This is a genomic window from Actinoplanes couchii, from assembly GCF_016862075.1.
Classification (GTDB): domain Bacteria; phylum Actinomycetota; class Actinomycetes; order Mycobacteriales; family Micromonosporaceae; genus Actinoplanes; species Actinoplanes couchii.
This window is the reverse complement of the sequence record NZ_BOMG01000044.1, coordinates 128,537-149,566: the sequence shown is the minus strand read 5'-3', so window position 1 is coordinate 149,566 and position 21,030 is coordinate 128,537. Positions and strand designations below refer to the sequence as shown.

Sequence of the window (21,030 nt, the reverse complement as noted above, 5' to 3'; positions counted from 1 at the left end):
TCTTCACCCTCTGTGCGCGGGGTGTTCTCGTGCACAGAGGGCCGTCCACCAGGTGGACGGTAGAGACCTGACAAAGTCTCGCGTTCTGGGACGGTGGCGGGATTGCCGTGCCAACCTCGTGTCCGCCGGTCACACCGTGGTGCGGGGCAACGTGCCTATTCGGACTCCGAGGGCCACACGAACAGGCAATTCGGAAATTGGGAGCGCTCCCCGCCGGGTGTCGCCCGAAAGGGTCCGACCGGCAATAAGGCATCCCCCGATCGGTTCGGCAGCACGCCCATTCACCGCACAATACGCACTCATGACAACGCTGCGGAATCGCTTGTTCACGCTACGAGATCGCGCTCTCCGGTGCGACAAGAATTCTTCTCACCGGAGTTGTCCAGGGGCCAAAGTCACTGAGTATCATTCCGCCTTACCTGGTGTCCCGATCGGCGTTGATCAATACAGAGAGTGATCGGCGCCGGGCGCCCTCTCGATCACGAAACGCAGCGGAGGACCGTTGAGACCGAGCGTCCCGGAAATTTCTGCCCCAGCTTTGATCCCGGCGGGGCATCCCGGCCGTATCTCAGGCGACGGGGAAAGGTCCGGGCGGAGGTATCGATGCATGCGGTGGCCGAGGATCGGCTCGCGCCGGAGAGGTTGCATGTGATGGCACGGCAACACTCCGGTGGTAGGTGGCAGGCTCTCGACGGTGGTGGCAACGGCAACCAGCGGGACGAGGGCACGACTATCCCGAGGCAGGGTCCGCGGCACCAGTCGGCTCCGAACAGCACGCCGAGTCACGAGGACACCCTCGTGCGGATGCTGTACGAAGAGCACGCCGGCCCCCTGCTGATGTTCGTCCTGCGGCTGACCGGTGGAGACCGGCAGCGCGCGGAGGACATCGTGCAGGAGACGCTGCTGAGGGCGTGGCGCAACGCGCACCGCCTCGGCGCGCAGGGTCAGCAATCGCTGAGGCCGTGGCTGGTGACGGTGGCCCGTCGCATCGCCATCGACGAGCATCGCAGTGCCAACGCCCGCCCCGCCGAGACGTACGACCGGGAGCTGGAGAGCTTCCCGACGACGTCCGACGAGACCGACAAGGTTCTGCAGTCGATGACAGTGTCGGACGCGCTCCGGCAGCTCAGCCATTCGCATCGGGAGATCCTCATCGAGACGTACTTCCGTGGCCGCACCGTCCCGGAGGCAGCCGAGTCGCTCAACCTGCCTCTCGGCACCGCCAAGTCGCGGGTCTACTACGCGCTGCGCGCCCTGCGCACCGCACTTCAGCAGCGGGGGGTGACGGAATGACGCAGGATCAGCACTACGACGTCGCTTCGTACGCTCTCGGCATCCTCGGCGACCGGGACGCGGCGCTGTTCGAGGACCACCTGATCGAGTGCGCGCAGTGTGCGTACGAGCTGGAGTCGTTCGTCGAGGTGGCGGACGTCCTCTCGACGGTCGACGGTGAGGCCTTCGTGGCGGCCGAGCAGGCCGAGCGGGACGCCACCGTGCTGCACAACATGCTGGGCGAGGTCGGTGCCGAGCGGCAGCGTGCCAACAGCCGCCGGCTCTACTCGCTGGCCGCCGCCGTGGTGGTCTTCACCATGCTGTCGATCGGCGCGCTCTTCGCCGGTGGCCAGTGGCTCGGTTCGGGCTCGGGCAGCACGCCGGACACCACCGCGCAGGGTGGCGGGCAGAACCAGCTCGATCCGCTGCCCAACGGTGACCTCGGCATCGGCGGCACCAAGCTGCCCGGTGACAACTACAGCGCCACCGGTGACCGCTCCAACGTCAGCCTCGTCGTCGGTCTGCTGAAGAAGGACTACGGCACGCAGATCTCGTACGCCGTCGGTGGCATCGAGGGCTCGAAGACCTGTGCGCTGTACGTGGTGCGTACCAACGGGGTCAAGGAGAAGGTCTCCGGCTGGGTCGTGCCGGCGGGCAAGGGCTGGGGCACCGCCGCCAACCCGGCGCCGCTGATGCTCCAGACCGCGACCGAGATCCCGAAGGAAGAGATCGCCCACGTTCAGGTGGAAGAGGTCGCCGCGAACGGGTCCACCTCGACTCTGGTTCGCGTTCCGTAATCGTTCGAACACGCAAATGGCCCGGTCGCCTCGGCGACCGGGCCATTTCGTATGTGGTGGTGACATGTATACGGGCCGGACCGTCCAGTGGTTCAACGGAAAAATCATTAATTTGATCGGCCCAAATGTTCAACCGTCTCCGCGCTCCCGCCGTACTACTGCCCGGAATGGCCAAAGCCATGAATCACCCGGGAGGGGCCACGTGGTACCGGAGAAGCGCAAGTTGAGGGTCGTAGGCGCGGCGTTGGCGGCAGTGTTCGCCCTGTCCGCATGTGCCCCGACCCAATACGAAGCGGCGGACTACGGCAACGCCGCAGAGCCCGCCTCCAACGATGTCGTCGCGACTCCGGGCGCCGAGGCGACCGCGGGCGCCGAGCCCGAGACGGACTCGACCGCCGAGCCCGACGCTCCGGCCGACGAGGCGAACGTCCCGGAGATCAGCGAGGAGCTGACCACCACGTCGCTCACCTCCCAGAAGGTGAAGCTGATGGGCACCACCGTCCAGGACCAGGACGGCTTCGTGCTCTACCGGTTCGACAAGGACGAGGACGACCCGGCGAAGTCGAACTGCAACGGCGACTGCGCCAAGATCTGGCCCGCCGCGCTCACCAACGACGGCAACCCGACGCTCAAGGGCGTCGACAAGTCGCTCGTCGGCACGGTGACCCGCGCGGACGGTACCAAGCAGCTCACCCTCAAGGGCTGGCCGCTCTACCGCTACATCGGTGACAAGAAGCCGGGTCAGTGGAAGGGCCAGAACGTCAGCGGCACCTGGTTCGTGATCCAGCCCAACGGCACCAAGAACCTCACCTGCCTCCCGGCCGTGTCGAAGCCTGTCGCTCCGCCGAAGGACGACACCTCCGGCGACGCGGGCAGCGACGCCGAATCGGGCAGCGACTACAGCTACTGATCCGGCACACAGGCACAGGCACAGGAAAGGTTGGAGGAGACGAGATGAAGACCCGCCGAGCCCCCCGATGGCTGGTCGGAACCCTGGCCATGTCCCTGGCGTTCATGCTGGCGCCGGCCGGGGCGGCTCACGCCGCTGACGAACCCGTGCCAGTGCCCCCGAACACCGGGCTGACCAACAAGGGCACCGGAGTGGTCAGCGACGCTGACCGCGACTTCATCATCAAGGTCCGCCTGGCGGGTCTCTGGGAGATCCCGGCCGGCAACATGGCCCAGGAGAAGTCCGAAGACCCGAACGTCGTGAAGATCGGCAAGGCGATCGCCGAGCAGCACGTCGCGCTCGACTCGCTGGACCGCACGGTGGCCAAGCAGCTCGGTATCAGCCTGCCGAACCAGCCGAACGGCGACCAGCAGGTCTGGCTCGACGAGATGAAGAACGCCGCGACCCCGCAGCAGTTCGACCAGATCTTCATCGACCGGCTGCGGGCCGCGCACGGCAAGATCTTCCCGGCCATCGGAACCATCCGCGCCACCACACGCAACGACTCGGTCCGCAAGCTCGCGCAGCAGACCAACCAGTTCGTGATGACGCACATGACCCTGCTGGAAAGCAGCGGGATCGTCGACTACGCCGCGCTCCCCACAGCGCCGGCGCCGGCAGCAGCCGCGGGACAGGGCCCGGTCCCTCTGGACAACCAGATGATGGTCTCCGCCCAGCAGGGCCAGAACATCCCGGGTCTGAGCAACACGGTAATCCTGTTGATCCTCGCTGCCGCGTTGGTGGTCGGGGTTGTTACGACCATGCGCATCTTCCGCGCACGGTAGATCTCAACATCGCCCACGGCGACAGAGAAAGGTGTCACCCATGCGAAGGTCCAAGTACCGGCGCGCCAGCAGCGGCTCCCCGTCCTGGTTCAGCGGTAAGCGCCGCGTCGCCGTCATCGGCGCCGCTGCCCTGGCCGCGTTCGGCGGCGTGGTGACTGTCACTCAGATCTCGAGTGCCAGCACGGAGCGCACCCAGCAGCGGGCTCTGGCCGCCTGCGACGACCTGCAGGCCCCCAACCGGGCACAGCTCTCCACCCAGACCCGGAAGGGCACGTACACCACGAACAACGGCAAGGTCACGCAGCACGCGGACGACGGCGCCGGTGACGTGGCGACCACCGCCCAGGTGCGGGCGCGGTGCCGTGACTGGGTGATGAAGAACGTCTCCGACGAGGAGGTCACCGAGGCGACCACCAACGCCCGTCGTGGCGGCGGCCGTGGCAACAACAACGGTGGTAACAACAACGGTGGCGGCCAGAACAACGGCGGCAACCAGGGCAACAACGGTGGCGGCGAAGCCAGTGCCGCGCCGAGCGAGGAACCCGCCGCCGGCGAGGGCGAAGAGAACAACGGCGGCAACAACGGTGGCGACCAGGGCAACAACGGTGGCGACCAGGGTGGCGACCAGGGCGACAACGGTGGCGACAACGGTCAGAACAACGGTGGTGACCAGGGCGGCGACCAGGGCGACAACGGTGGCGACCAGGGTGGCGACCAGGGCAACAACAACGGTGGCAACAACGGTGGTGGCCAGGCCGAGACCCCGCCCCCTGGCGCCGGCCTCGGTGTGCTGACCAACTCCTGCGACACCTCGAACCTCGCCCCGCACGACGGTTTCCAGAACGGCAACCGGTGTGTCTCCACCGAGTTCGGTGAGGTCGGCGCGGCCGCGAACAACTCCACGCTGCTGATCACCAACGCTCCCCGGAACGTGAACCGCAACCAGGCCTTCACCATCCAGGTCAGCACCCGCAACCTGATCCGGGACCGCTTCCTCGCGGCCGGCCAGGGTGGTTACTACGTGGAGAGCTCGGTCCTGCAGAACGGCATCGTCCGTGGTCACTTCCACACCGCGTGCCGGATCCTGCAGAGCCAGCAGGCGGCTCCGGCCGCCGACCCGGTCCCCGAGTTCTTCGTGGCGACCGAGGACAACCGTGGCAGCGCTCAGCCGGACACCGTCGCCATCCAGGTGCCGGGCCTGCCCACCTCGGGCAACTACCAGTGCTCCTCCTGGGCGGGTGACGGTTCGCACCGTATCCCGATGATGGAGCGCGCCAACCAGACGCCGGCCTTCGACTCGGTCCGGGTCCGCGTCCGGTAAGTACGGCAAGTTCAGCTAGTTCAGCACGGTAGTACAGACAGCGGAACCGCCCGCCGTCGAAGCCGGAACGATCCGGACCGGGTTGTGGTGACCCGGTCCGGAACCCCCCTTCGCTACGGCGTCGTCCTTCCCCCTGCCGGACGACAAGACGGCGGATGGTTTCCCTGATGACCGGACCTTTCTCGGGTGTCCGGTCATCACCTCCCGATGGCCCTGACCCTGGAGCAAGGTCAGGGCCATCGGCATGTCCGCGATTCGGTGGCATAGTGACCCGGTGACCTTGACCCGCAGGTTGACGCCACCGGAGCGGTACGCGTTCGGCGCCTCGGTGCGGCCCCTGCTGGTCCCGAAGTCCGACCCCTGCGGGCGGTTCGACGCCGGTGGGCTCGCGCTCGCCATGCGTACGCCGATCGGCCCCGCGTCGTTGATCGTTCAGAGGTCCGGAGCGGAGCTCGTGGCGACCGGTCACGGCCCGGGGGCGGCGTGGGCGATGGAGACGGCCGACTCGATCATCGGACTGCGCGACGACGTCGGCGGTTTCCCGGAGCTGGCCGTGCGCCACCCGTTGGTCGGTCGCCTGGCCAGGACCTTCTCCGGCGTACGCCTACCCGCCACCGCCCGGCTCTTCCCCCGTCTGCTGCGGGCGATCCTGGAGCAGAAGGTGACCGGCAAGGAGGCGCACCGGTCGTACCGCGCGGTGTGCCGTCGTTTCGGGGTGCCCGCGCCCGGCCCGGCCGATCTGCTGTTGCCGCCGGACCCGGCCGAGATCGCGGCGACCGCCTACTGGGAGTTCCATCCGTTCGGGGTGGAGCAGCGCCGCACCGAGGCGCTGTTGCGGGCGGCGCGGGTGGCGGACCGGCTGGAGCGGTGTGTGGACGCGGCCGAGGCGACGGCCCGGATGACGGCGCTGCCGGGGATCGGCCCGTGGACGGCGGCGGAGACGGTGCGGTTCGTGTTCGGCGATCCGGACGCGGTGAGTGTCGGCGACTTCCACATCCCGAACACGGTGGCGTTCGCGCTGGCCGGTGAGGCCCGGGGCACCGACGAGCGGATGCTGGAGCTGCTGGAGCCGTTCCGGGGGCACCGGGGCCGGGTCTGTGATCTGCTCGCGCTGGGCGGGATCACCGCGCCGAAGTTCGGTCCGCGGATGCCGCTGCGGTCGTTTTCCCGGTTCTGACCCGCTCAGCTGGGTAAATTGCTCGGGATGTTCGCTTTGTACCTCCTGGTACTGATCAGTGGCAGCGAGCCGATCCTCCTCGCGCAGCGCTGGGCCCTGCTCACCGAACGCTTCTCCGGCTGGTCGGCGATCATGCGGCAGAGCCGTGCGCTGGTCGCCGCCCAGCGGGACTTCTCCGCCGAGCAGCGCACCATCATCTCCGGCGCCTACGCGATCGCCGACCGGAGCCTGCGGGACATCCTGGTGCCCCGCCGGGACGTGCTCACCGTGCCCTGCGGGCGGCCCGCCGGCGCGGCGCTGCGGGTCCTGATCGACGGCGGGCACTCCCGGGCGCCGGTGGTCGGCCCGGCCGGGCTGGACGACGTGCTCGGCGTGGTGCACCTGCGTGACCTGGTCGGCGCGGCCGGCCCGGTCGACGGGCTGGCCCGCCCGCCGCTGTTCCTGCCGGCCACGCTGCGGGTCTCCGGCGCCCTCCAGCAGCTGCGGGCCGAACGACAGACGCTGGCCCTGGTCGCCGACGAGAGCGGCGCCGTCGACGGCATCGTCACCATCGAGGACCTGGTCGAGGAGATCGTCGGGGAGATCTACGACGAGAGTGACCACGACGTGGCGTCGGCCGTGCGGGAACCGGACGGGGCGCTGCTGATGCCCGGCTCGTTCCCGATCCACGACCTGCCGGACGTCGGGTTCCGGGGCCGGGCCGACGGCGGCTGCACCACCGTCGCCGGGCTGGTGCTGGCCGAGCTGGGGCACATCCCGACCGCTCCGGGCGAGGTGGTGACGCTGCCCGAGTTCACCGCCGAGGTGACCGAGGTGACCGGTCGGGCGATCACCCGGTTGCGGGTTCGTGCACTGACCGCGGATATCGACTGACCCGCTGTGCGACATGTCCCGGATCGACGGGAATAGGGTTTCATCCATGACAGAGTCGTCTGGCGCCTACGAGTACCTGGACAACGTGGACCCGCGGGAGCAGGCCCGGCTCGACGCGGTGCGCCGCTACCGGCTGGTGGATCAGCCGTTCGAGGACGCGTACGACCGGATCGCGTTCGTGGCCGGCGCCCTCTTCGGCACCCCGATCGCCACCGTCTCCCTGGTCGAGCGGGACCGGGTGTGGCTAGCCGCCTGCCAGGGGCTGACCGGGGTCCGCGAGATCGGCACGGAGCCCGGCCTGTGCGCCTCGGTGATCGCCCAGGACGACGTCTACGTGATCAACAACGCCGCCGTGGACCCGCGCACCCTGGAGCACCCGCTGGTCCGTGGTGACCTGGGCCTGCGGTTCTACGCCGCCGCACCGATCCGCACCCACGACGGTTACCGGCTCGGCACCGTCAACGTGATCGACAGCGTGCCCCGGGAGGCGAACCCGCGCCAGCTGAAGGCCCTGGAGAACCTGGCCGAGATCGTCGCCGACGAGCTGGAGCTGCGCCTGATGGTGATCCGCAGCGCGGCCGCCGAACAGCGCATGCGCGAGACCGTCAACTGATTGGTCGCGCGCCCGATCGGGTAACGGCGGCGACATGCGAACCCCCCGCACGATCGCCGTCGTGGCCCACCAGCGCAAGACCCTGGGTGGCGGCCTCGACGAGCTACGCCGCCTCCTGACCCTGCACGACATCGACAAGCTCCTCTGGTACGAGGTGCCGAAGAGCCGCAAGGCCCCCAAGCAGGTCCGCAAGGCGATCAAGGCCGATGTGGACCTGCTGGTCGTCTGGGGCGGCGACGGCATGGTGCAGCGCACCCTCGACGTACTGGCGCGGGACAAGAAGGGCCGCAAGGTCCCGGTCGCGATCATGCCGGCCGGCACCGGCAACCTGCTGGCCGGCAACCTGGGCATCCCGACCGACCTGGAGAAGGCCGTCGACATCGCCTTCACCGGCGACCGCCGCCGCTTCGACCTGGGCCGTCTCGACGGCGAGCACTTCGCCGTGATGGCCGGTGTCGGCTTCGACGGCGCCATGATCAAGGACGCGGACGGCGCCCTCAAGGACCGCCTCGGCAAACTCTCCTACGTCTGGACCGGCCTGCGCCACGTCAACGGCGAGACCCCGCGCGCGAAGATCCGGATCGACGGCACCGACTGGTTCGACGACGAGGCCAGCTGCGTCCTGATCGGCAACGTCGGCACCATCCACGCCGGGATCCAGGCCTTCGACGACGCCTCCCCGACCGACGGCTGGCTCGACGTCGGCGTCGCCACCGCGCACAACGCGCTGCAGTGGGCCCGCACACTGGGCACGATGGCGGTCAAGCGCTCGGACACCTCACCGTTCGTCCGCACCACCCGGGCCCGCCGGATCGACGTCACGCTGGAGTCGAAGATGGAGTACGAACTCGACGGCGGCGACCGCGCCAAGACCAGGAAGTTCACCGCCGAGGTGGTTCCCGCCGCCGTCCGGATCTGCGTTCCCTCCGAAGAAGAACAGCGGAGTTGATACGCCTACACCTCCGACAACCGCAGCGGCCCTCTCCCGTGGCCGGCCGCGAGGCAGGCGGTGGTCCGGGCCGCCCCGCGACCGCCGGGCGGATGCGGTGCCCACCGAACGGTGGATGGTTCCGGGAAGGACACTGCGGTTACCTGACGCTCGCGGCACGAGCGGGGGAGTGGGATGACCGGGCGGTACGTGATGACGGCCGGCGACGTGGTCGCGGTGCTGAACGCGCTCGACGACTACCAGGTGGAGGTCAGCGTGGCCGGCGGCTGGGCGGTCGACGCGCTGCTCGGTGAACAGACCCGGGAACACGCCGACCTGGACCTGTGGGCGCCCGCGACACACCTGGAGTGGCTGCTGCGGGCGCTGGCCAACCGCGGTCTGGACCGGGTCTTCCCGTGCCCCGGCGACCGCCCGTGGAACTTCGTCCTGCACGACGGCGACCGGCGGCGCGTCGACCTGCACCTCTACGAACGCCTGCCGGACGGCCGCCTGCACTACGGCTCGGCGGTCGACGGGACGGTCTTCGAGGCCGGGGCGCTGGGCGGGTGCGGGGAGATCGCCGGCCGGCGGGTCCGGTGCGAGGCCCCGGAGTGGGCGGTGCGATGGCACACCGGTTATCCACCCCGGGCCGCCGACCGGCACGACGTGCCACTGCTCTGCGCCCGCTTCGGCATCCCCCTGCCGGCAGATTTCAGCTGACCTGCTGCCACCAGCCGTCGACCGCGGGCGGGTTGTCCACGTCCACCCGCTCGCCGGGGCGCGGCACGGCCAGTTTCACGCCCCGGGCCTTGGCCTCGCTCCAGGTGCGGTCGGCCGGCTCGGCCCACTCGTGCAGGGCCAGGTTGAACGTGGCCCAGTGCACCGGGATCAGCAGGCCACCGCGCACGTCGACGTGGGTGGCGACACCGTCCTCCGGGGTCATGTGGATGTCCGGCCAGGCGTCCCCGTACGCCCCGACCTGCACCAGCGTCGCGTCGAACGGCCCGTGCTCGGCGCCGATCGCGGCGAACCCGTCGAAGTAGCCGGTGTCGCCGGAGTAGAACACCTTCCGGGTCGGGCCGTTGATCACCCAGCTGGACCAGAGCGTCTCGTCCCGGCTGAACCCGCGGCCGGAGAAGTGCCGGGCCGGGGTGGCGACGAACTCGATGCCGGCGACGGTGGCCGTCTCGTTCCAGTCCAGCTCGACGATCCGGCCGGCCGGGACACCCCAGCGCTCCAGGTGCGCGCCGACACCCAACGGCACCAGGAACCGGGCGGCCTGCAGATCCACCAGGTTCTGGATGGTGACCATGTCCAGGTGGTCGTAGTGGTCGTGGGAGATCAGCACCGCGTCGATCGGCGGCAGCTCCCGCAGCGGCACCGGCGGCTCGTGCAGGCGGCGCGGCCCGGCCAGCCGGGACGGCGAGCACCTGTCGCTCCACACCGGGTCGAGCAGGACCCGGCGGCCCTCGATCTCGATCATCGCGGAGGAGTGGCCGTACCAGGTGATGTGCAGGCCCTCGGCGGTGTCGCCGGGGACCGGGGTGACCAGCGGGATCGGCTGGTGCGGCCGCCGCGAGTCACGGTCGCCGACCGCCGCGAGGGCCGTCCGCGGCATGGAACCGACGGCGATCTGCGACGCGGGGACGGTGTTGTGGAATTTGCCCTGGGAATACTGCGGTGATCGCTGGATCCGCTCCCGGCGGGCGCCCCGGGCCCGGGCGCCGATCTGGGCGGGGACGTCGCGGGCGGCCCACACCGCCGCGGCAGCCAGTGCCAGAGCCATCACGGTACGGGTACGCGTTCGCTTAGCCATGGTCTCCAGTCTGACCCCCGCAGGTTGCGACCGGCCACCGAGCCCCACAGGGTCCTCTCAGCCAGTGGCGGGTATGACACACTGCGCCGGTGACGCTCGACACCCTTCAGGCGCAGAACCATCTCATCGTTCGCCAGCGCATACGTCTCATGGTCAACCAGTACGAGGTCCACGCCGTCAGCCACGACGGTCAGGAGGCCGGGATCCTCGCGTTCGCCCAGCAGAAGCGGCTGGCGTTCAAGGAGCAGGTGACCCTCTACACCGACGACACCAAGCAGGTTCCGCTGCTCGGTTTCAAGGCGCGGCAGGTCATCGACCTGGGCGCCACCTACGACGTGACCGACGCCCACGGGCAGCCGATCGGCCTGTTCCGGAAGAACTTCGCCGCCTCCCTGCTGCGTTCCAGCTGGGTGGTGGAGCAGCCCGGGTACGGCGAGATCCCCGGCCAGGAGCGCAACCAGTGGGTGGCGATCCTGCGGCGCTTCATCGACTACCTGTCGTGGCTGCCGTACCACTTCGACTTCACGATCCAGGGCCGCCCGGCGTTCTCGGTGGTCCGCAAGTGGGGCCTGCGGGACACCTACCAGGTCAGCATCCACGACCCGCACCTGGACCGCAGGCTGGTCGTGGCGATGGCCGTCGCGCTGGACGCTCTGCAGAGTCGGTAGATTCTCCGGGCATGGACGACCCCCGTGCCCAACGACTCTTCGGCGACAGCCTGGTGGCCCCCGGTGATCTGGCGTCGAGCCCGTTCCGGGTGGACCGGGACCGGATCGTCAGCTCCCCGTTCCTGGCCCGCCTCGCCGGGGTCACCCAGGTGATCAGCCCCGGCGGGGCCGGACTGCTCGTGCACAACCGGCTCACCCACAGCCTCAAGGTGGCCCAGGTGGGCCGGGCCATCGCCGAGCGGGTCCGGGCCGCCCAACCGGACCTGGCCGACAAGCTCGGCGGCTGCGACCCGGACGTGGTGGAGGCGGCGGCGCTGGCCCACGACCTCGGGCACCCGCCGTTCGGGCATCTCGGCGAGCGGGTCCTGGACCGGCTGGCCCGCAACCGGCTCGGGTTGCGCGACGGTTTCGAGGGCAACGCCCAGTCGTACCGGATCGTCACCAGCACCGAGATCCGCGGCCAGGCCACCATCGGCCTCAACCTGACCAACGCGGTCCGGGCGGCCATCCTGAAGTACCCGTGGACCCGGCTCACCCACCCGGACCCGCACCCGCGGTTCATGGACCCGCCACCGCGCGGCGCCGCCGAGGTGCCGGACGACCCCGAGGGCGGCTCGCTCAAGTTCGGCGCCTACTCGACCGAGATCGCCGACGTCCGGGCGGCCCGGGCCCCGTTCGCCGGGCGCGTCGCCGACTGGCAGCAGACCGTCGAGGCCTCGGTGATGGACACCGCCGACGACATCGCCTACGCCATCCACGACCTGGAGGACGTGCACCGGGTCGGAGTGCTGCAGCAGGGCGCCGTCGCCGCCGAGCTGATGGCGTGGCAGCGCTGGGGCCCGGAGTCGGACGTCAACCGGGCCGGCGGCGCCATCGAGTCGCTGCGCCGCCAGCTGCACCGCAAGGACGGCTGGATCGCCGACGACTCGGCGTTCGCCGACGCCGTCGAACTGGTCCGGGCCGAGCTGGTGGACGGGCTGCTGGCCCGCCCGTTCGACGGCTCGCTGGAGTCGGAGGCCCGGGTCGCGGCGTTCTCGGCGAACTGGACCCGGCGCCTGGTCGAGTCGGTCGAGATGATCGGGCAGCCGGCCGTCCGCAGCGGTCACGTCCAGCTGTCCCGGGCCCAGTGGCACGAGGTGCAGATCCTCAAGTTCGTGCAGAACCGGTTCGTGCTGGAACGCCCCGACCTGGCCCTGCACCAGCGCGGGCAGGGCCGGCTGCTGGCGTCGCTGGTCGAGGCCCTGCTGTCCTGGCTGACCGACCCGGAGGAGGCCCAGCGCCTGCCCCGCCGCCTCCGTGACCTGGTGGAACTCGCCGAAACCGAGCTGCCGCCCGGCACCCCGGAACGGGTTCAGCGCGCTCGCGGCCGGGCCATCGTCGACTTCGTGGCCGGGTTGACCGACAGCCAGGCGGTGGGCCTGATGGAGGCGCTGTCCGGCCGGTCCCGCCAGCTGTGGACGGATGCCCTGGTGCTCTGACCTTTTCACCTGGACCACCGCGTCCGGCCCGGCGGTCGGGGGTCGGTCCGGTGGCGCGCGGACCTCGCGGTGCCGGGACGGGACCCGCTGGTGCGGTTGTGGAGGTGCTGGCGTACCGGCGCATCGTTTTTGTTCAAGACGCCCGACGGTGAGCGTAGATAGCGTCCCGGCATGACGCTCACCGGAAAAACCGCTCTCGTCACCGGCGGCTCGCGGGGCATCGGCCGGGCCGTCGCCCGGCGGCTGGCCGCGGACGGCGCCCGGGTCGTGTTCACCTACCAGCGGGCGAAGGACGCCGCGGAGTTGCTGGCCGCCGAGATCGGCGCCACCGCGGTCCGCTGCGACCAGGCCGATCTGGACACCCTCCCGGCGATCTTCGAGCCGGTCCGGGACGGCCTGGACATCCTGGTCAACAATGCCGGTATCGCCGTGCAGCAGCCGATCGCCGAGCTGACAGCCGCCGAGTTCGACCGGGTTCTGACGATCAACACGAAGTTCCCGCTCTTCGCCCTGCAGGCCGCGATCCCGCTGCTGCCGGACGGCGGCCGGGTCGTCAACATCTCCACGCTCAACACCGCGGTCGCCGGGCCGGGGCTCGCCCTCTACTGCGCCAGCAAGGCCGCGCTGGAGCAGGTCACCAGCGTCGCCGCCCGGGAACTCGGCCCCCGCGGCATCACCGTCAACACGGTCTCGCCCGGCGCCACCGACACCGACATGCTCCGTGCGGTCAACACTCCTCAAGCTCTGGAACGGGCGGCCGGTCTGACCGCCCTGGGACGCCTCGGGCAGCCGTCCGACGTGGCCTCGGTGGTCGCGTTCCTGGCCGGACCGGACGGCGCCTGGATCACCGGCCAGAATCTGCGAGCAACCGGCGGCCTGATGATCTGATCCCGTGTGCCGGGAGCAGGTCGCGCAGGGCGGTCGGGGTGAGTCCGGCCAGGGACCGGACGTCGCGGGTCAGGTGCGGCTGGTCGGCGTATCCGGTGTCGGCGGCGACGCGGGCGGCCGGTGTCCCGGTCAGCAGGCGGGAGGCGGCACGCTGGAACCGGGCGACCCGGGCGACCGTGCCGGGGGAGACACCGACCGACCTGCGGAAGGCGACCTCCAGCCGGCGGCGGCTCGTCCCGAGAGCGGTGGCGACGGCGTCCACCCGGGCTCGTCCGGGGCCGTGTTGCAGGCGCCACCAGGCCGCGGTCAGCAACGGATCGGCTTCGTCCGGAGTCAGGCGCCCGGCCAGCCAGCGGTCGAGCAGGGCGAACCGTCCGGGCCAGTCGAGCCCGGCGAGCTGTTCGGCCAGGTCGGCCTCGCCCGGGCCGAGCACGTCGGCGAGCGGCACGGTCCGGCCGGTGATCTCCACCAGGGGCAGCCCGAGCAGCGCCGACATGCTGCCGGGGGTCAGGCCGATCGTCACGCCGTGCCCCCACCGGCTCGGCCCGCCGACGGTCGGTGCCGCACTGACCCCGGTCGCCACCCGGCACGCCCCGGTGACGTCGATGACCAGCGCGGGCACGTTGATCGGCAGCAGCCGGTGCGGGATCGGTGTCGCGGTGGTGAAGCCGCTGTAGGTGAGCACGTGTCGTCGTAACCGCGGGTCGGGTTGACCGAGAATGGTCAGGCAGGGTGTCGTGACTGCCGCTTCCGGCACCGAGTGGATCATGTGATTCTCAGTGCGGCCGGCGCGCCCGCGGGCACCGCGGGGTTCCGGGGCGCGATCGGGGTGACCCGCCGATAGGGGTCGCCGAGCGCCGGCCGCGGGTCGGCGTCACCCCTGTTGGGCCAGAGCGCGACGGCCCGTTCGGCGAGCGCGGTGATCGTCAGCGACGGGTTGACGCCCAGGTTCGCCGGGACCGCGGCGCCGTCGATGACGTGCAGGCCGGGGTGGCCGTAGACCCGGTGGTAGGCGTCGACCACACCCGTCTCCGCCGACTCCCCGATGGTCGCGCCGCCGAGGATGTGCGCGGTCAGCGGGATGTCGAAGACGTCGCCGACGGTGCCGCCCGGGTGACCGCCGATCCGGTCGGCGATCCGGCGGACCGCGGCGTGCCCGACCGGGATCCACGTCGGGTTGGGTTCGCCGTGGCCGGGACCGGTGGTGAGCCGCCCGCCACGGGTGCGCCGGACCGTCAGCGAGTTGTCCGCCGACTGCATGACCAGGGCGATGATCGTGCGCTCGCTCCACCGGTGTACCGACAGGGACCGGGCCAGGACCACCGGGTGCCGCACCGCCTGCCCGAGGAACCGCAGCGGCCGCGGCACCCGCCCGCCGCCGTCCACCAGAATCGTGGAGAGCAGGCCCATCGCGTTGCTGCGCGGCCCGTACCGGACCGGCTCGATGTGCGTGTCGGCATCCGGATGGAACGACGACGTGATCGCGATGCCCCGGGAGAACGGCTGCTCCGGCACGTCCTTGGTGGCGGCGCCGAGCAACGCCTCCGAGTTCGTCCGGGTCAGATGCCCGAGCCGGGCGGACAACCGCGGCAGTACGCCGGTGTCGCGCATGGTGTGCAGCAGCCGCTGGGTGCCCAGCGCCCCCGCCGACAGGATCACCTGACCGGAAGTGAACACCCCGCGCCGGGTCTCGACCCGCCAGCCCGAACCGTCCGGGCGGACCGCGGTCACCTCGGTGTCCGGGTGCACCGTGACACCGGCCCGCTCGGCCAGGTAGAGGTAGTTGACGTCGAGCCGGTTCTTCGCGCCGACCCGGCAGCCGATCATGCAGTCGCCGCACTCGACACAACCGGTGCGATCCGGTCCGGCGCCACCGAAGTACGGGTCCGGCACGGTCTTTCCGGGCTCGCCGAAGAACACCCCGACCGGGGTACGCCGGAACGTCCCGCCCACCCCCATGTCCTGGGCGACCCGCTTGATCACCACGTCGGACGGCGTCATCGTCGGCTGTTCGACGACGCCGAGCATCCGGGACGCCTGGTCGTAGAACGGTTTCAGCTCCCCGGCCCAGTCGGTGATCCCGGACCAGCGCGGATCGTCGAAGAACGGGGCCGGAGGCACGTACAGCGTGTTGGCGTAGACCAGCGAACCCCCGCCGACCCCCGCCGCGGACAGCACCATGATGTCCTTGAGCAGGGTGATCCGCTGCATACCGCGCAGGCCCAGCCGGGGCGCCCAGAGGAAGTTGCGCAGATCCCACGACGTCTTCGGCAGGGTCTCCGGGGTGAACCGGCGCCCGGCCTCCAGCACGCCGACCCGGTAACCCTTCTCCGCCAGGCGCAGCGCACTGACGCTGCCGCCGAAGCCGCTGCCCACGATGACGATGTCGAAGTCCGCCATCGTCACACGTTAGCGGCGATAGATGCTGATGGAATAGCCCACCTGGTCGATCAGGGTGGCACCTTCCATCATTCCCTTGAGCCGGGGACTGGCCAGTGCCACCCGGCTGTCCGAGATGACCAGCAGACCGCGGATCTGACTGACCGGGACCGTGTACGGATCCCGCGCGTTGATCCCGTAGTACCGCGGCACCCCGGAACCCTTGTAGATCAGCCACACCGGTTCGCCCGGATAGTTCACCTTCAGGTGCTGACCGAGCCGGGCCAGATCCTGACCCCAGTCCACGTTCGCGTCGTGCAGGTTGTTGTGCGTGTTGGCGGTGCCACCGAACGCCTCGTTCGAGTACGGCAGGTAGTACGGGTACGTCCGCACCGAACTCGTCGCCACCATCAGCAGCAGCGCCGCCGTGGCCATCCACGACGACCTCGTCCGGATCAGCGCCACCGCGCCCGCCGCCACCGCCAGGAACATCGGCAGGATGATCACGTACCGGGTGCCGAAGTTCCGTGCCCCCGTCATCGTGACCAGCAACAACAGCGCCGACACCGGCAGCAGGTAGAGCGTCGCCGCCCGCAGCTTCGGCACCACCAGCATGGTGAACACGCCGGCCACCCAGAGCGCCAGCATCCCCAGCGGCGTCTTGATCAGCAGCGCGACCGGCATGTAGTACCAGGGGGAGCCCTTGTAGGCCGCACCCAGCAGGAACCCGTTGTACAGCTTGTTCTCGAACTTGAACTGGACCAGCATGCCGTCCCGGTAGGCCTGCGGGAACGGCAGCAGATCCACCGCCAGCGCCTTCAGCCCCTCCAACTCGGGCAGGCCGGGCGGGGTCTCCCAGCGCAGCCGCGGATCCACCACCAGATAGGTGAACCAGACCACCGCGATCGCGATCAGCCCCGCCCCGACGGCCGCGCCGGTCGCCGCACCGAGTCGCTTCCCCGTCTTTCCCGCCGCCTCTGTTGTGGACTCTTGTGCCTTTTGCGCTGTCCAGGTGGAAAGGGCCAGAAGCAGGATCAGCAGCGGTACGGCCGGGAGCACGCTCATCCGGGTCGCCAGCGCCGCACCGAGCGCCACCCCGGCCAGCGGCACGTACAGTTTCGGCCGCTCCCGGGCCCGCCACGCCATCCAGAATGCGGTCAGCAGCATCCCCGCCGCCGGCACGTCGAGCGTCGCCAGCGATCCGTGCGCGATCAGATCGGGGGAGAAGCTGTACAACGCCAGCGCGATCAGCCCCGCCCACGGACCCGCCAGATCCCGGGCGAAGAACAACACCACCAGACCGAAGGCCAGCGTCAGTACGATCACCGGCAGCCGCGCCAGCAACATCAACTGAAACGGATTGTTACCGCTCTCGTAGAGCAGATGCCGCCCCAGCCGGGTCTGATTCCCCGGATAGGCCGGATCCAGTTCGGCACCCGCGAACGCCGTGCCCGCCGCGATGATCAGTTTGCCGAGCGGCGGATGCTCCGGGTTGTAGCGCAGGCTCTGCTGCTGCCGGTACACCTCGGCGGTGGCCACGTAGACCGGCTCGTCGATGGTCGGCGACTGCTGCATGGCCGTGGTCACCATGGCGAACGCCATCTGCCCCAACATCGCCACAACAGCAAGGATGTAGATCAATCTGCGTCGTGGCATCGCGCCAATCTAGCCGGGCCCCGATCAGACGCCCACCGTGCGGGTGGCCACCATCCCACGGGTGACATCGCCGGTCACGGAAGGTATCTCGAGCGCCCACCCTCCGCTGAAACAGCCGTCCTCGGCAAGCCGCATGCCGCCGGTGGAGCGTCCCGCTTTGGCACAGGCGTCCCCGGGAAGCGCCAGCTGAGCCGAATGCAACAGCGAGTCGTCATCCCCACCGGAATGCACGGCGAAGTGCACATGAGGCCAGTGCCCGGAGTACACCCCGGGAAACGCACTACCGAACGAAACCCACCCGTCCCGATCGGTACGTTGCCGGCTGCACCCCCGATGCCCCCCACAGTGCCAGAGGCTGACGGTGCAGTCGCCACGCCCCCGCCCAGAGTTCAAACTGACAACCCGAAGCCGAACGGTGAACGAGACTTCCCCCAGGGAGAGATCCCGCCCAGCCCCAGCCACAAGAACCGTCATCAGTCCCCCCAGTCCGTTCCCCGGCCCCACTCCGTCAGCCGTCTCTTCGGCACCCACACCCCCACCCATACCCGTTTCCAGTGGCAAACCGGGAGCAGCCCCAGACCGGCAGCAGCCTCAAACCGGGAGCAGCCCCAACCGGGCAGTTCCAAACCGAGAGCAGTCCCAAACCCATCCCACGCCTCCGACCGCCCGCCTCGCCGGTTCCAGCTCTCCTGACCCCTGACTTCCTTTCCGTTCGTCTTGCCGGTTCCAGCTCTCCCGGCCCCTGACTTCCTTTCCGTTCGTCTTGCCGGTTCCAGCTCTCCCAGCCCCTGACCTCCCTTCCGCTCGCCTTGCCCCTCCCGCCCGCGCGTGTCCCTCCCGCCTGTCTTGCGCCTCTTTGTGGTCTTTCAAGCACAAAAAGGAGCACCCCCGGCGCGGGTGCGCCGGGGGTGCTCGATGTTTTTGTCAGGTGTCAGGTGCCTCAGACCGTGGCGGGAGTGTGCTGCGTCGGCTGCGGCTGCGGCTGCGGCTGCTGCGCGGCCAGTTCGGCCTCGTGCTCCTCGTAGGCCGTCTTGGCGGCCTCCAGGTTGGCCGGGAACTTCTGGCACGCGCGGAGCAGCTTCCAGATCAGGAACGTCTCGAAGGCGAGCAGCGCGACACCGGCGAAGATGGTGACCTGGAAGACCAGACCGGTGACCGGGCCGACGATGAAGACGAACATCTCGTACTCGATACCGCTGAACAGGTGCGTCCGGATCCGGTTGCGGCGCAGAGTTCCGCCGACCCGGTTCTTCAGCGAACGCTTCTTGACGGGAGTCGTCGTCTGCTCGGTCTCGGGCTCCGGCTCGGGCATCTCGGTGGACGGCTCGCTCATCTCGGCGGCCGCCTCGGCCTGGGCCGCGCGGAGCGGCTCCTTGTAGGCGTTGATCTGGTCCTTCATGCTGCGCCGGACCTTCGCCATCTGGGCGCTGTTCAGGTACCGGAACAGGTCCAGGAAGATCGCGATCGCCATCAGCCAGAGCCAGGCTACGTCGTCGGTCCGCACGAACTGGCCGCCGAACAGGGCCAGCGCGATGAAGAAGACCCGGACGCGGTCGAGCACGAAGTCGAGCCATTGGCCGAACATGGTGCCCGTGCCGTTCAGCCGGGCGATCTTGCCGTCCATGCAGTCGACCACGAAGCTGATGTGGAAGAGGGCTCCACCAGCCACGAGGTACCACGGTTCACCGACGGCGAAACAGGCGGCAGCACCGAACCCGAAGATCGACGCGATGAGGGTCAGAATATTGGGCGTGATCCATCGGTAGGGCGCTACCAGACGCACCAGTCGCGACGCCAGCGGGTCGACCAGAAGCACGGTCCACCACGCGTCGACCGGCTTGTAGGTCCGTTCCCGGATCTCCTGCAAGGTCACCTTCACGCGCGGCACTTTAAACCTTAATCCTCTGAGAACGCTATGTGGCCCGCCGGTGAACGAAAGGCACTACCAGGGGTAATGTCGATCACGGCGGCCAGTAATCGAATTTGACGGGGTTGTTACGAACCGGTGTCGCTTCGATGGATGACCGAAGGACACTTCCGGTCCGGTTCGGCTACCTTACGCCTCACGCCCGCCAACCGCTCAATTCCGTCCCGGAGTTCAGACCACCGTCCCGAACTTCGGCCCATCGATGACCCACCGGGGCCGTCCATCCCACCACCCACCCCACCTCGAGCCTTCGTCCGGCCTGTCGGCCGACTGTCTTCGGGCCTTGGGCCGGCCTGTCAGCCGCCCCGCTTCGGGCCGGCCGGCCCGCTCGCCCGGCCCGGATCACCGGGCCTCTGGCCTGGTCTGTCCCCGGGTCCTTCGCTCGGCCCGCAGCTCGGCGCCGACGTCGTGCAGGTGCCCCAAGGCCTGCCGGTACGACTCGACCAGTCCGGTCTCCTCGTAGGGCACCCCGATCTCGGCGCAGAAGTCGCGGACGATCGGCTGGGCCCGGCGCAGGTTCGGCGTCGGCATGGCCGGGAACAGGTGGTGCTCGATCTGATAGTTGAGCCCGCCCAGCGCCACGTCCACGAACCGGCCACCCCGCACGTCACGCGAGGTCAGAACCTGTTTGCGCAGGTAGTCCTCGGTGCCGTCGGGATGCGGCATGCCCTTGTGGTTCGGCGCGAACGTGAGCCCCAGATAGACCCCGTACAACGCCTGGTGCACCACCAGGAAGGCGATCGCCTGCAGCGGGGTCAGCACCAGGAAGACCGCCCCGAGATAGCCGGCGAAGTGGGCCGCGAGCAGCACACTCTCCAGTCCGCGCCGCTTCACCGTGCCGGCCAGCAGAGCCCGAACGCTGTCCCGCTTGAGGTCGACCCCCAGGAGGGTGAGCAGCGGGAAGAAGAACCAGGCCTGGTGACGTGTCAGGAAACCCCGGCCGCGCGCCTGCTCGCGGGACCACACCAGCACGTCGGGGCCGACATCGGGATCCAGATCGTCATGATTCGGGTTGGCATGGTGCTTGGTGTGCTTGTCCATCCAGTAGCCGTAGGACATGCCGATCGCCAGATTGCCGGCGATCAGCCCGGCCCGGGCGCTCGGCCGGTTGGTGCGGAACACCTGCCGGTGCGCCAGATCGTGCGCCACCAGCGCGACCTGGGCGAACGCCACGGCCAGGAAGACCGCCACGACAAGCGTCCACCAGGAGGCGCCGACCAGGAAGAAGGCGGCCCATCCGCCGATCAGGGCGAGAGCCGTCAGTCCGATCCGGACGGTGTAGTGGCCCGGGCGCCGGCGCAGCAGCCCGGCCGCGTTGATCCGGCGATTGAGCTCGGCGAAATCACTTCCGGCGGTACGGGTCTCGGCTGTCGTCGTCATGTCCACCAGCCAACCGGCGCGGCGCCCGCGCGTCAGGTGTGCCAGCACCCTCTTGTTGGTGGGGCTACCACCACCTACCGAAGAAGGTGGGGCTACCCCTACCGACAGGCGGGCCCCCGGCGG

The 21,030-nt window shown here is 69.7% G+C and carries 19 protein-coding genes; 13 read left to right on the top strand and 6 right to left on the bottom strand.

The window, feature by feature from the left end:
- The first annotated feature begins 603 nt into the window (after positions 1 to 603).
- The 10 genes from Aco03nite_RS17120 to Aco03nite_RS17075 all read left to right on the top strand — a co-directional run bounded on the left by Aco03nite_RS17120 (position 604) and on the right by Aco03nite_RS17075 (position 9,435).
- A complete protein-coding gene (locus Aco03nite_RS17120; protein ID WP_203796342.1) occupies positions 604 to 1,293 on the top strand; it encodes a sigma-70 family RNA polymerase sigma factor in 690 nt (229 codons plus the stop codon).
- On the top strand, positions 1,290 to 2,069 hold the full coding sequence (locus Aco03nite_RS17115) for an anti-sigma factor (RefSeq protein ID WP_203796341.1): 780 nt from the start codon (positions 1,290 to 1,292) through the stop codon (positions 2,067 to 2,069). The genes Aco03nite_RS17120 and Aco03nite_RS17115 overlap by 4 nt, the downstream gene beginning before the upstream one ends.
- Positions 2,070 to 2,292: 223 nt before the next feature.
- Positions 2,293 to 2,979 (top strand): hypothetical protein, encoded by a 687-nt coding sequence (locus Aco03nite_RS17110; protein WP_239145222.1) that lies wholly within the window; start codon positions 2,293 to 2,295, stop codon positions 2,977 to 2,979.
- 44 nt (positions 2,980 to 3,023) lie between these two features.
- Positions 3,024 to 3,803 (top strand): DUF4142 domain-containing protein, encoded by a 780-nt coding sequence (locus tag Aco03nite_RS17105; protein WP_203796339.1) that lies wholly within the window; start codon positions 3,024 to 3,026, stop codon positions 3,801 to 3,803.
- A 40-nt stretch (positions 3,804 to 3,843) separates the two neighbouring features.
- Positions 3,844 to 5,124, top strand: a complete 1,281-nt coding sequence (locus Aco03nite_RS17100; RefSeq protein WP_203796338.1) for a Pecanex-like protein 1 — start codon at positions 3,844 to 3,846, stop codon at positions 5,122 to 5,124.
- 244 nt (positions 5,125 to 5,368) lie between these two features.
- Positions 5,369 to 6,301 (top strand): DNA-3-methyladenine glycosylase family protein, encoded by a 933-nt coding sequence (locus Aco03nite_RS17095; RefSeq protein WP_203796337.1) that lies wholly within the window; start codon positions 5,369 to 5,371, stop codon positions 6,299 to 6,301.
- Between the two features lie 27 nt (positions 6,302 to 6,328).
- Positions 6,329 to 7,174: a CBS domain-containing protein gene (locus Aco03nite_RS17090; RefSeq protein WP_203796336.1), complete on the top strand. Its 846-nt coding sequence runs from the start codon at positions 6,329 to 6,331 to the stop codon at positions 7,172 to 7,174.
- A 46-nt stretch (positions 7,175 to 7,220) separates the two neighbouring features.
- Positions 7,221 to 7,787, top strand: a complete 567-nt coding sequence (locus tag Aco03nite_RS17085; protein WP_203796335.1) for a GAF domain-containing protein — start codon at positions 7,221 to 7,223, stop codon at positions 7,785 to 7,787.
- 34 nt (positions 7,788 to 7,821) lie between these two features.
- Positions 7,822 to 8,736, top strand: coding sequence for a diacylglycerol/lipid kinase family protein (locus Aco03nite_RS17080; protein ID WP_203796334.1), 915 nt, complete (start codon positions 7,822 to 7,824; stop codon positions 8,734 to 8,736).
- Between the two features lie 174 nt (positions 8,737 to 8,910).
- Entirely contained in the window at positions 8,911 to 9,435 is a 525-nt protein-coding gene (locus tag Aco03nite_RS17075; RefSeq protein WP_203796333.1) for a nucleotidyltransferase domain-containing protein, read from the top strand.
- Here the strand turns inward: Aco03nite_RS17075 and Aco03nite_RS17070 are convergent.
- On the bottom strand, positions 9,428 to 10,531 hold the full coding sequence (locus tag Aco03nite_RS17070) for an MBL fold metallo-hydrolase (RefSeq protein ID WP_203796332.1): 1,104 nt from the start codon (positions 10,529 to 10,531) through the stop codon (positions 9,428 to 9,430). The genes Aco03nite_RS17075 and Aco03nite_RS17070 overlap by 8 nt on opposite strands.
- A 149-nt stretch (positions 10,532 to 10,680) precedes the next feature.
- Between Aco03nite_RS17070 and Aco03nite_RS17065 the strand changes: the two genes are divergently transcribed.
- From Aco03nite_RS17065 to Aco03nite_RS17055, 3 genes are all read left to right on the top strand, one after another.
- Positions 10,681 to 11,199, top strand: coding sequence for an LURP-one-related family protein (locus Aco03nite_RS17065; protein WP_203796468.1), 519 nt, complete (start codon positions 10,681 to 10,683; stop codon positions 11,197 to 11,199).
- A gap of 11 nt (positions 11,200 to 11,210) precedes the next feature.
- Positions 11,211 to 12,677 (top strand): deoxyguanosinetriphosphate triphosphohydrolase family protein, encoded by a 1,467-nt coding sequence (locus Aco03nite_RS17060; protein ID WP_203796331.1) that lies wholly within the window; start codon positions 11,211 to 11,213, stop codon positions 12,675 to 12,677.
- A 171-nt stretch (positions 12,678 to 12,848) separates the two neighbouring features.
- Positions 12,849 to 13,565 (top strand): SDR family oxidoreductase, encoded by a 717-nt coding sequence (locus tag Aco03nite_RS17055; protein ID WP_203796330.1) that lies wholly within the window; start codon positions 12,849 to 12,851, stop codon positions 13,563 to 13,565.
- Here the strand turns inward: Aco03nite_RS17055 and Aco03nite_RS17050 are convergent.
- The 5 genes from Aco03nite_RS17050 to Aco03nite_RS17030 form a co-directional block, all read right to left on the bottom strand.
- Positions 13,522 to 14,322, bottom strand: coding sequence for a helix-turn-helix domain-containing protein (locus tag Aco03nite_RS17050; RefSeq protein WP_203796329.1), 801 nt, complete (start codon positions 14,320 to 14,322; stop codon positions 13,522 to 13,524). The two genes, Aco03nite_RS17055 and Aco03nite_RS17050, sit on opposite strands and share 44 nt — an antisense overlap.
- Positions 14,323 to 14,330: 8 nt before the next feature.
- Positions 14,331 to 15,965: a GMC oxidoreductase gene (locus tag Aco03nite_RS17045; RefSeq protein WP_203796328.1), complete on the bottom strand. Its 1,635-nt coding sequence runs from the start codon at positions 15,963 to 15,965 to the stop codon at positions 14,331 to 14,333.
- A 9-nt stretch (positions 15,966 to 15,974) separates the two neighbouring features.
- Entirely contained in the window at positions 15,975 to 17,600 is a 1,626-nt protein-coding gene (locus Aco03nite_RS17040) for a phospholipid carrier-dependent glycosyltransferase (protein ID WP_203796327.1), read from the bottom strand.
- Between the two features lie 940 nt (positions 17,601 to 18,540).
- Positions 18,541 to 19,479: a CDP-alcohol phosphatidyltransferase family protein gene (locus Aco03nite_RS17035; RefSeq protein ID WP_203796326.1), complete on the bottom strand. Its 939-nt coding sequence runs from the start codon at positions 19,477 to 19,479 to the stop codon at positions 18,541 to 18,543.
- 390 nt (positions 19,480 to 19,869) lie between these two features.
- Positions 19,870 to 20,907, bottom strand: a complete 1,038-nt coding sequence (locus tag Aco03nite_RS17030) for a fatty acid desaturase family protein (protein ID WP_203796325.1) — start codon at positions 20,905 to 20,907, stop codon at positions 19,870 to 19,872.
- Positions 20,908 to 21,030: the final 123 nt, after the last annotated feature.

Bases quoted from the DNA above. Each gene is read 5' to 3' on its own strand.
- Aco03nite_RS17120 (WP_203796342.1), top strand. From the start codon at position 604: ATGCATGCGGTGGCCGAGGATCGGCTCGCGCCGGAGAGGTTGCATGTG.
- Aco03nite_RS17115 (WP_203796341.1), top strand. From the start codon at position 1,290: ATGACGCAGGATCAGCACTACGACGTCGCTTCGTACGCTCTCGGCATC.
- Aco03nite_RS17105 (WP_203796339.1), top strand. From the start codon at position 3,024: ATGAAGACCCGCCGAGCCCCCCGATGGCTGGTCGGAACCCTGGCCATG.
- Aco03nite_RS17100 (WP_203796338.1), top strand. From the start codon at position 3,844: ATGCGAAGGTCCAAGTACCGGCGCGCCAGCAGCGGCTCCCCGTCCTGG.
- Aco03nite_RS17095 (WP_203796337.1), top strand. From the start codon at position 5,369: ATGTCCGCGATTCGGTGGCATAGTGACCCGGTGACCTTGACCCGCAGG.
- Aco03nite_RS17090 (WP_203796336.1), top strand. From the start codon at position 6,329: ATGTTCGCTTTGTACCTCCTGGTACTGATCAGTGGCAGCGAGCCGATC.
- Aco03nite_RS17085 (WP_203796335.1), top strand. From the start codon at position 7,221: ATGACAGAGTCGTCTGGCGCCTACGAGTACCTGGACAACGTGGACCCG.
- Aco03nite_RS17080 (WP_203796334.1), top strand. From the start codon at position 7,822: ATGCGAACCCCCCGCACGATCGCCGTCGTGGCCCACCAGCGCAAGACC.
- Aco03nite_RS17075 (WP_203796333.1), top strand. From the start codon at position 8,911: ATGACCGGGCGGTACGTGATGACGGCCGGCGACGTGGTCGCGGTGCTG.
- Aco03nite_RS17070 (WP_203796332.1), bottom strand. From the start codon at position 10,531: ATGGCTAAGCGAACGCGTACCCGTACCGTGATGGCTCTGGCACTGGCT.
- Aco03nite_RS17065 (WP_203796468.1), top strand. From the start codon at position 10,681: ATGGTCAACCAGTACGAGGTCCACGCCGTCAGCCACGACGGTCAGGAG.
- Aco03nite_RS17060 (WP_203796331.1), top strand. From the start codon at position 11,211: ATGGACGACCCCCGTGCCCAACGACTCTTCGGCGACAGCCTGGTGGCC.
- Aco03nite_RS17055 (WP_203796330.1), top strand. From the start codon at position 12,849: ATGACGCTCACCGGAAAAACCGCTCTCGTCACCGGCGGCTCGCGGGGC.
- Aco03nite_RS17045 (WP_203796328.1), bottom strand. From the start codon at position 15,965: ATGGCGGACTTCGACATCGTCATCGTGGGCAGCGGCTTCGGCGGCAGC.
- Aco03nite_RS17040 (WP_203796327.1), bottom strand. From the start codon at position 17,600: ATGCCACGACGCAGATTGATCTACATCCTTGCTGTTGTGGCGATGTTG.
- Aco03nite_RS17030 (WP_203796325.1), bottom strand. From the start codon at position 20,907: ATGACGACGACAGCCGAGACCCGTACCGCCGGAAGTGATTTCGCCGAG.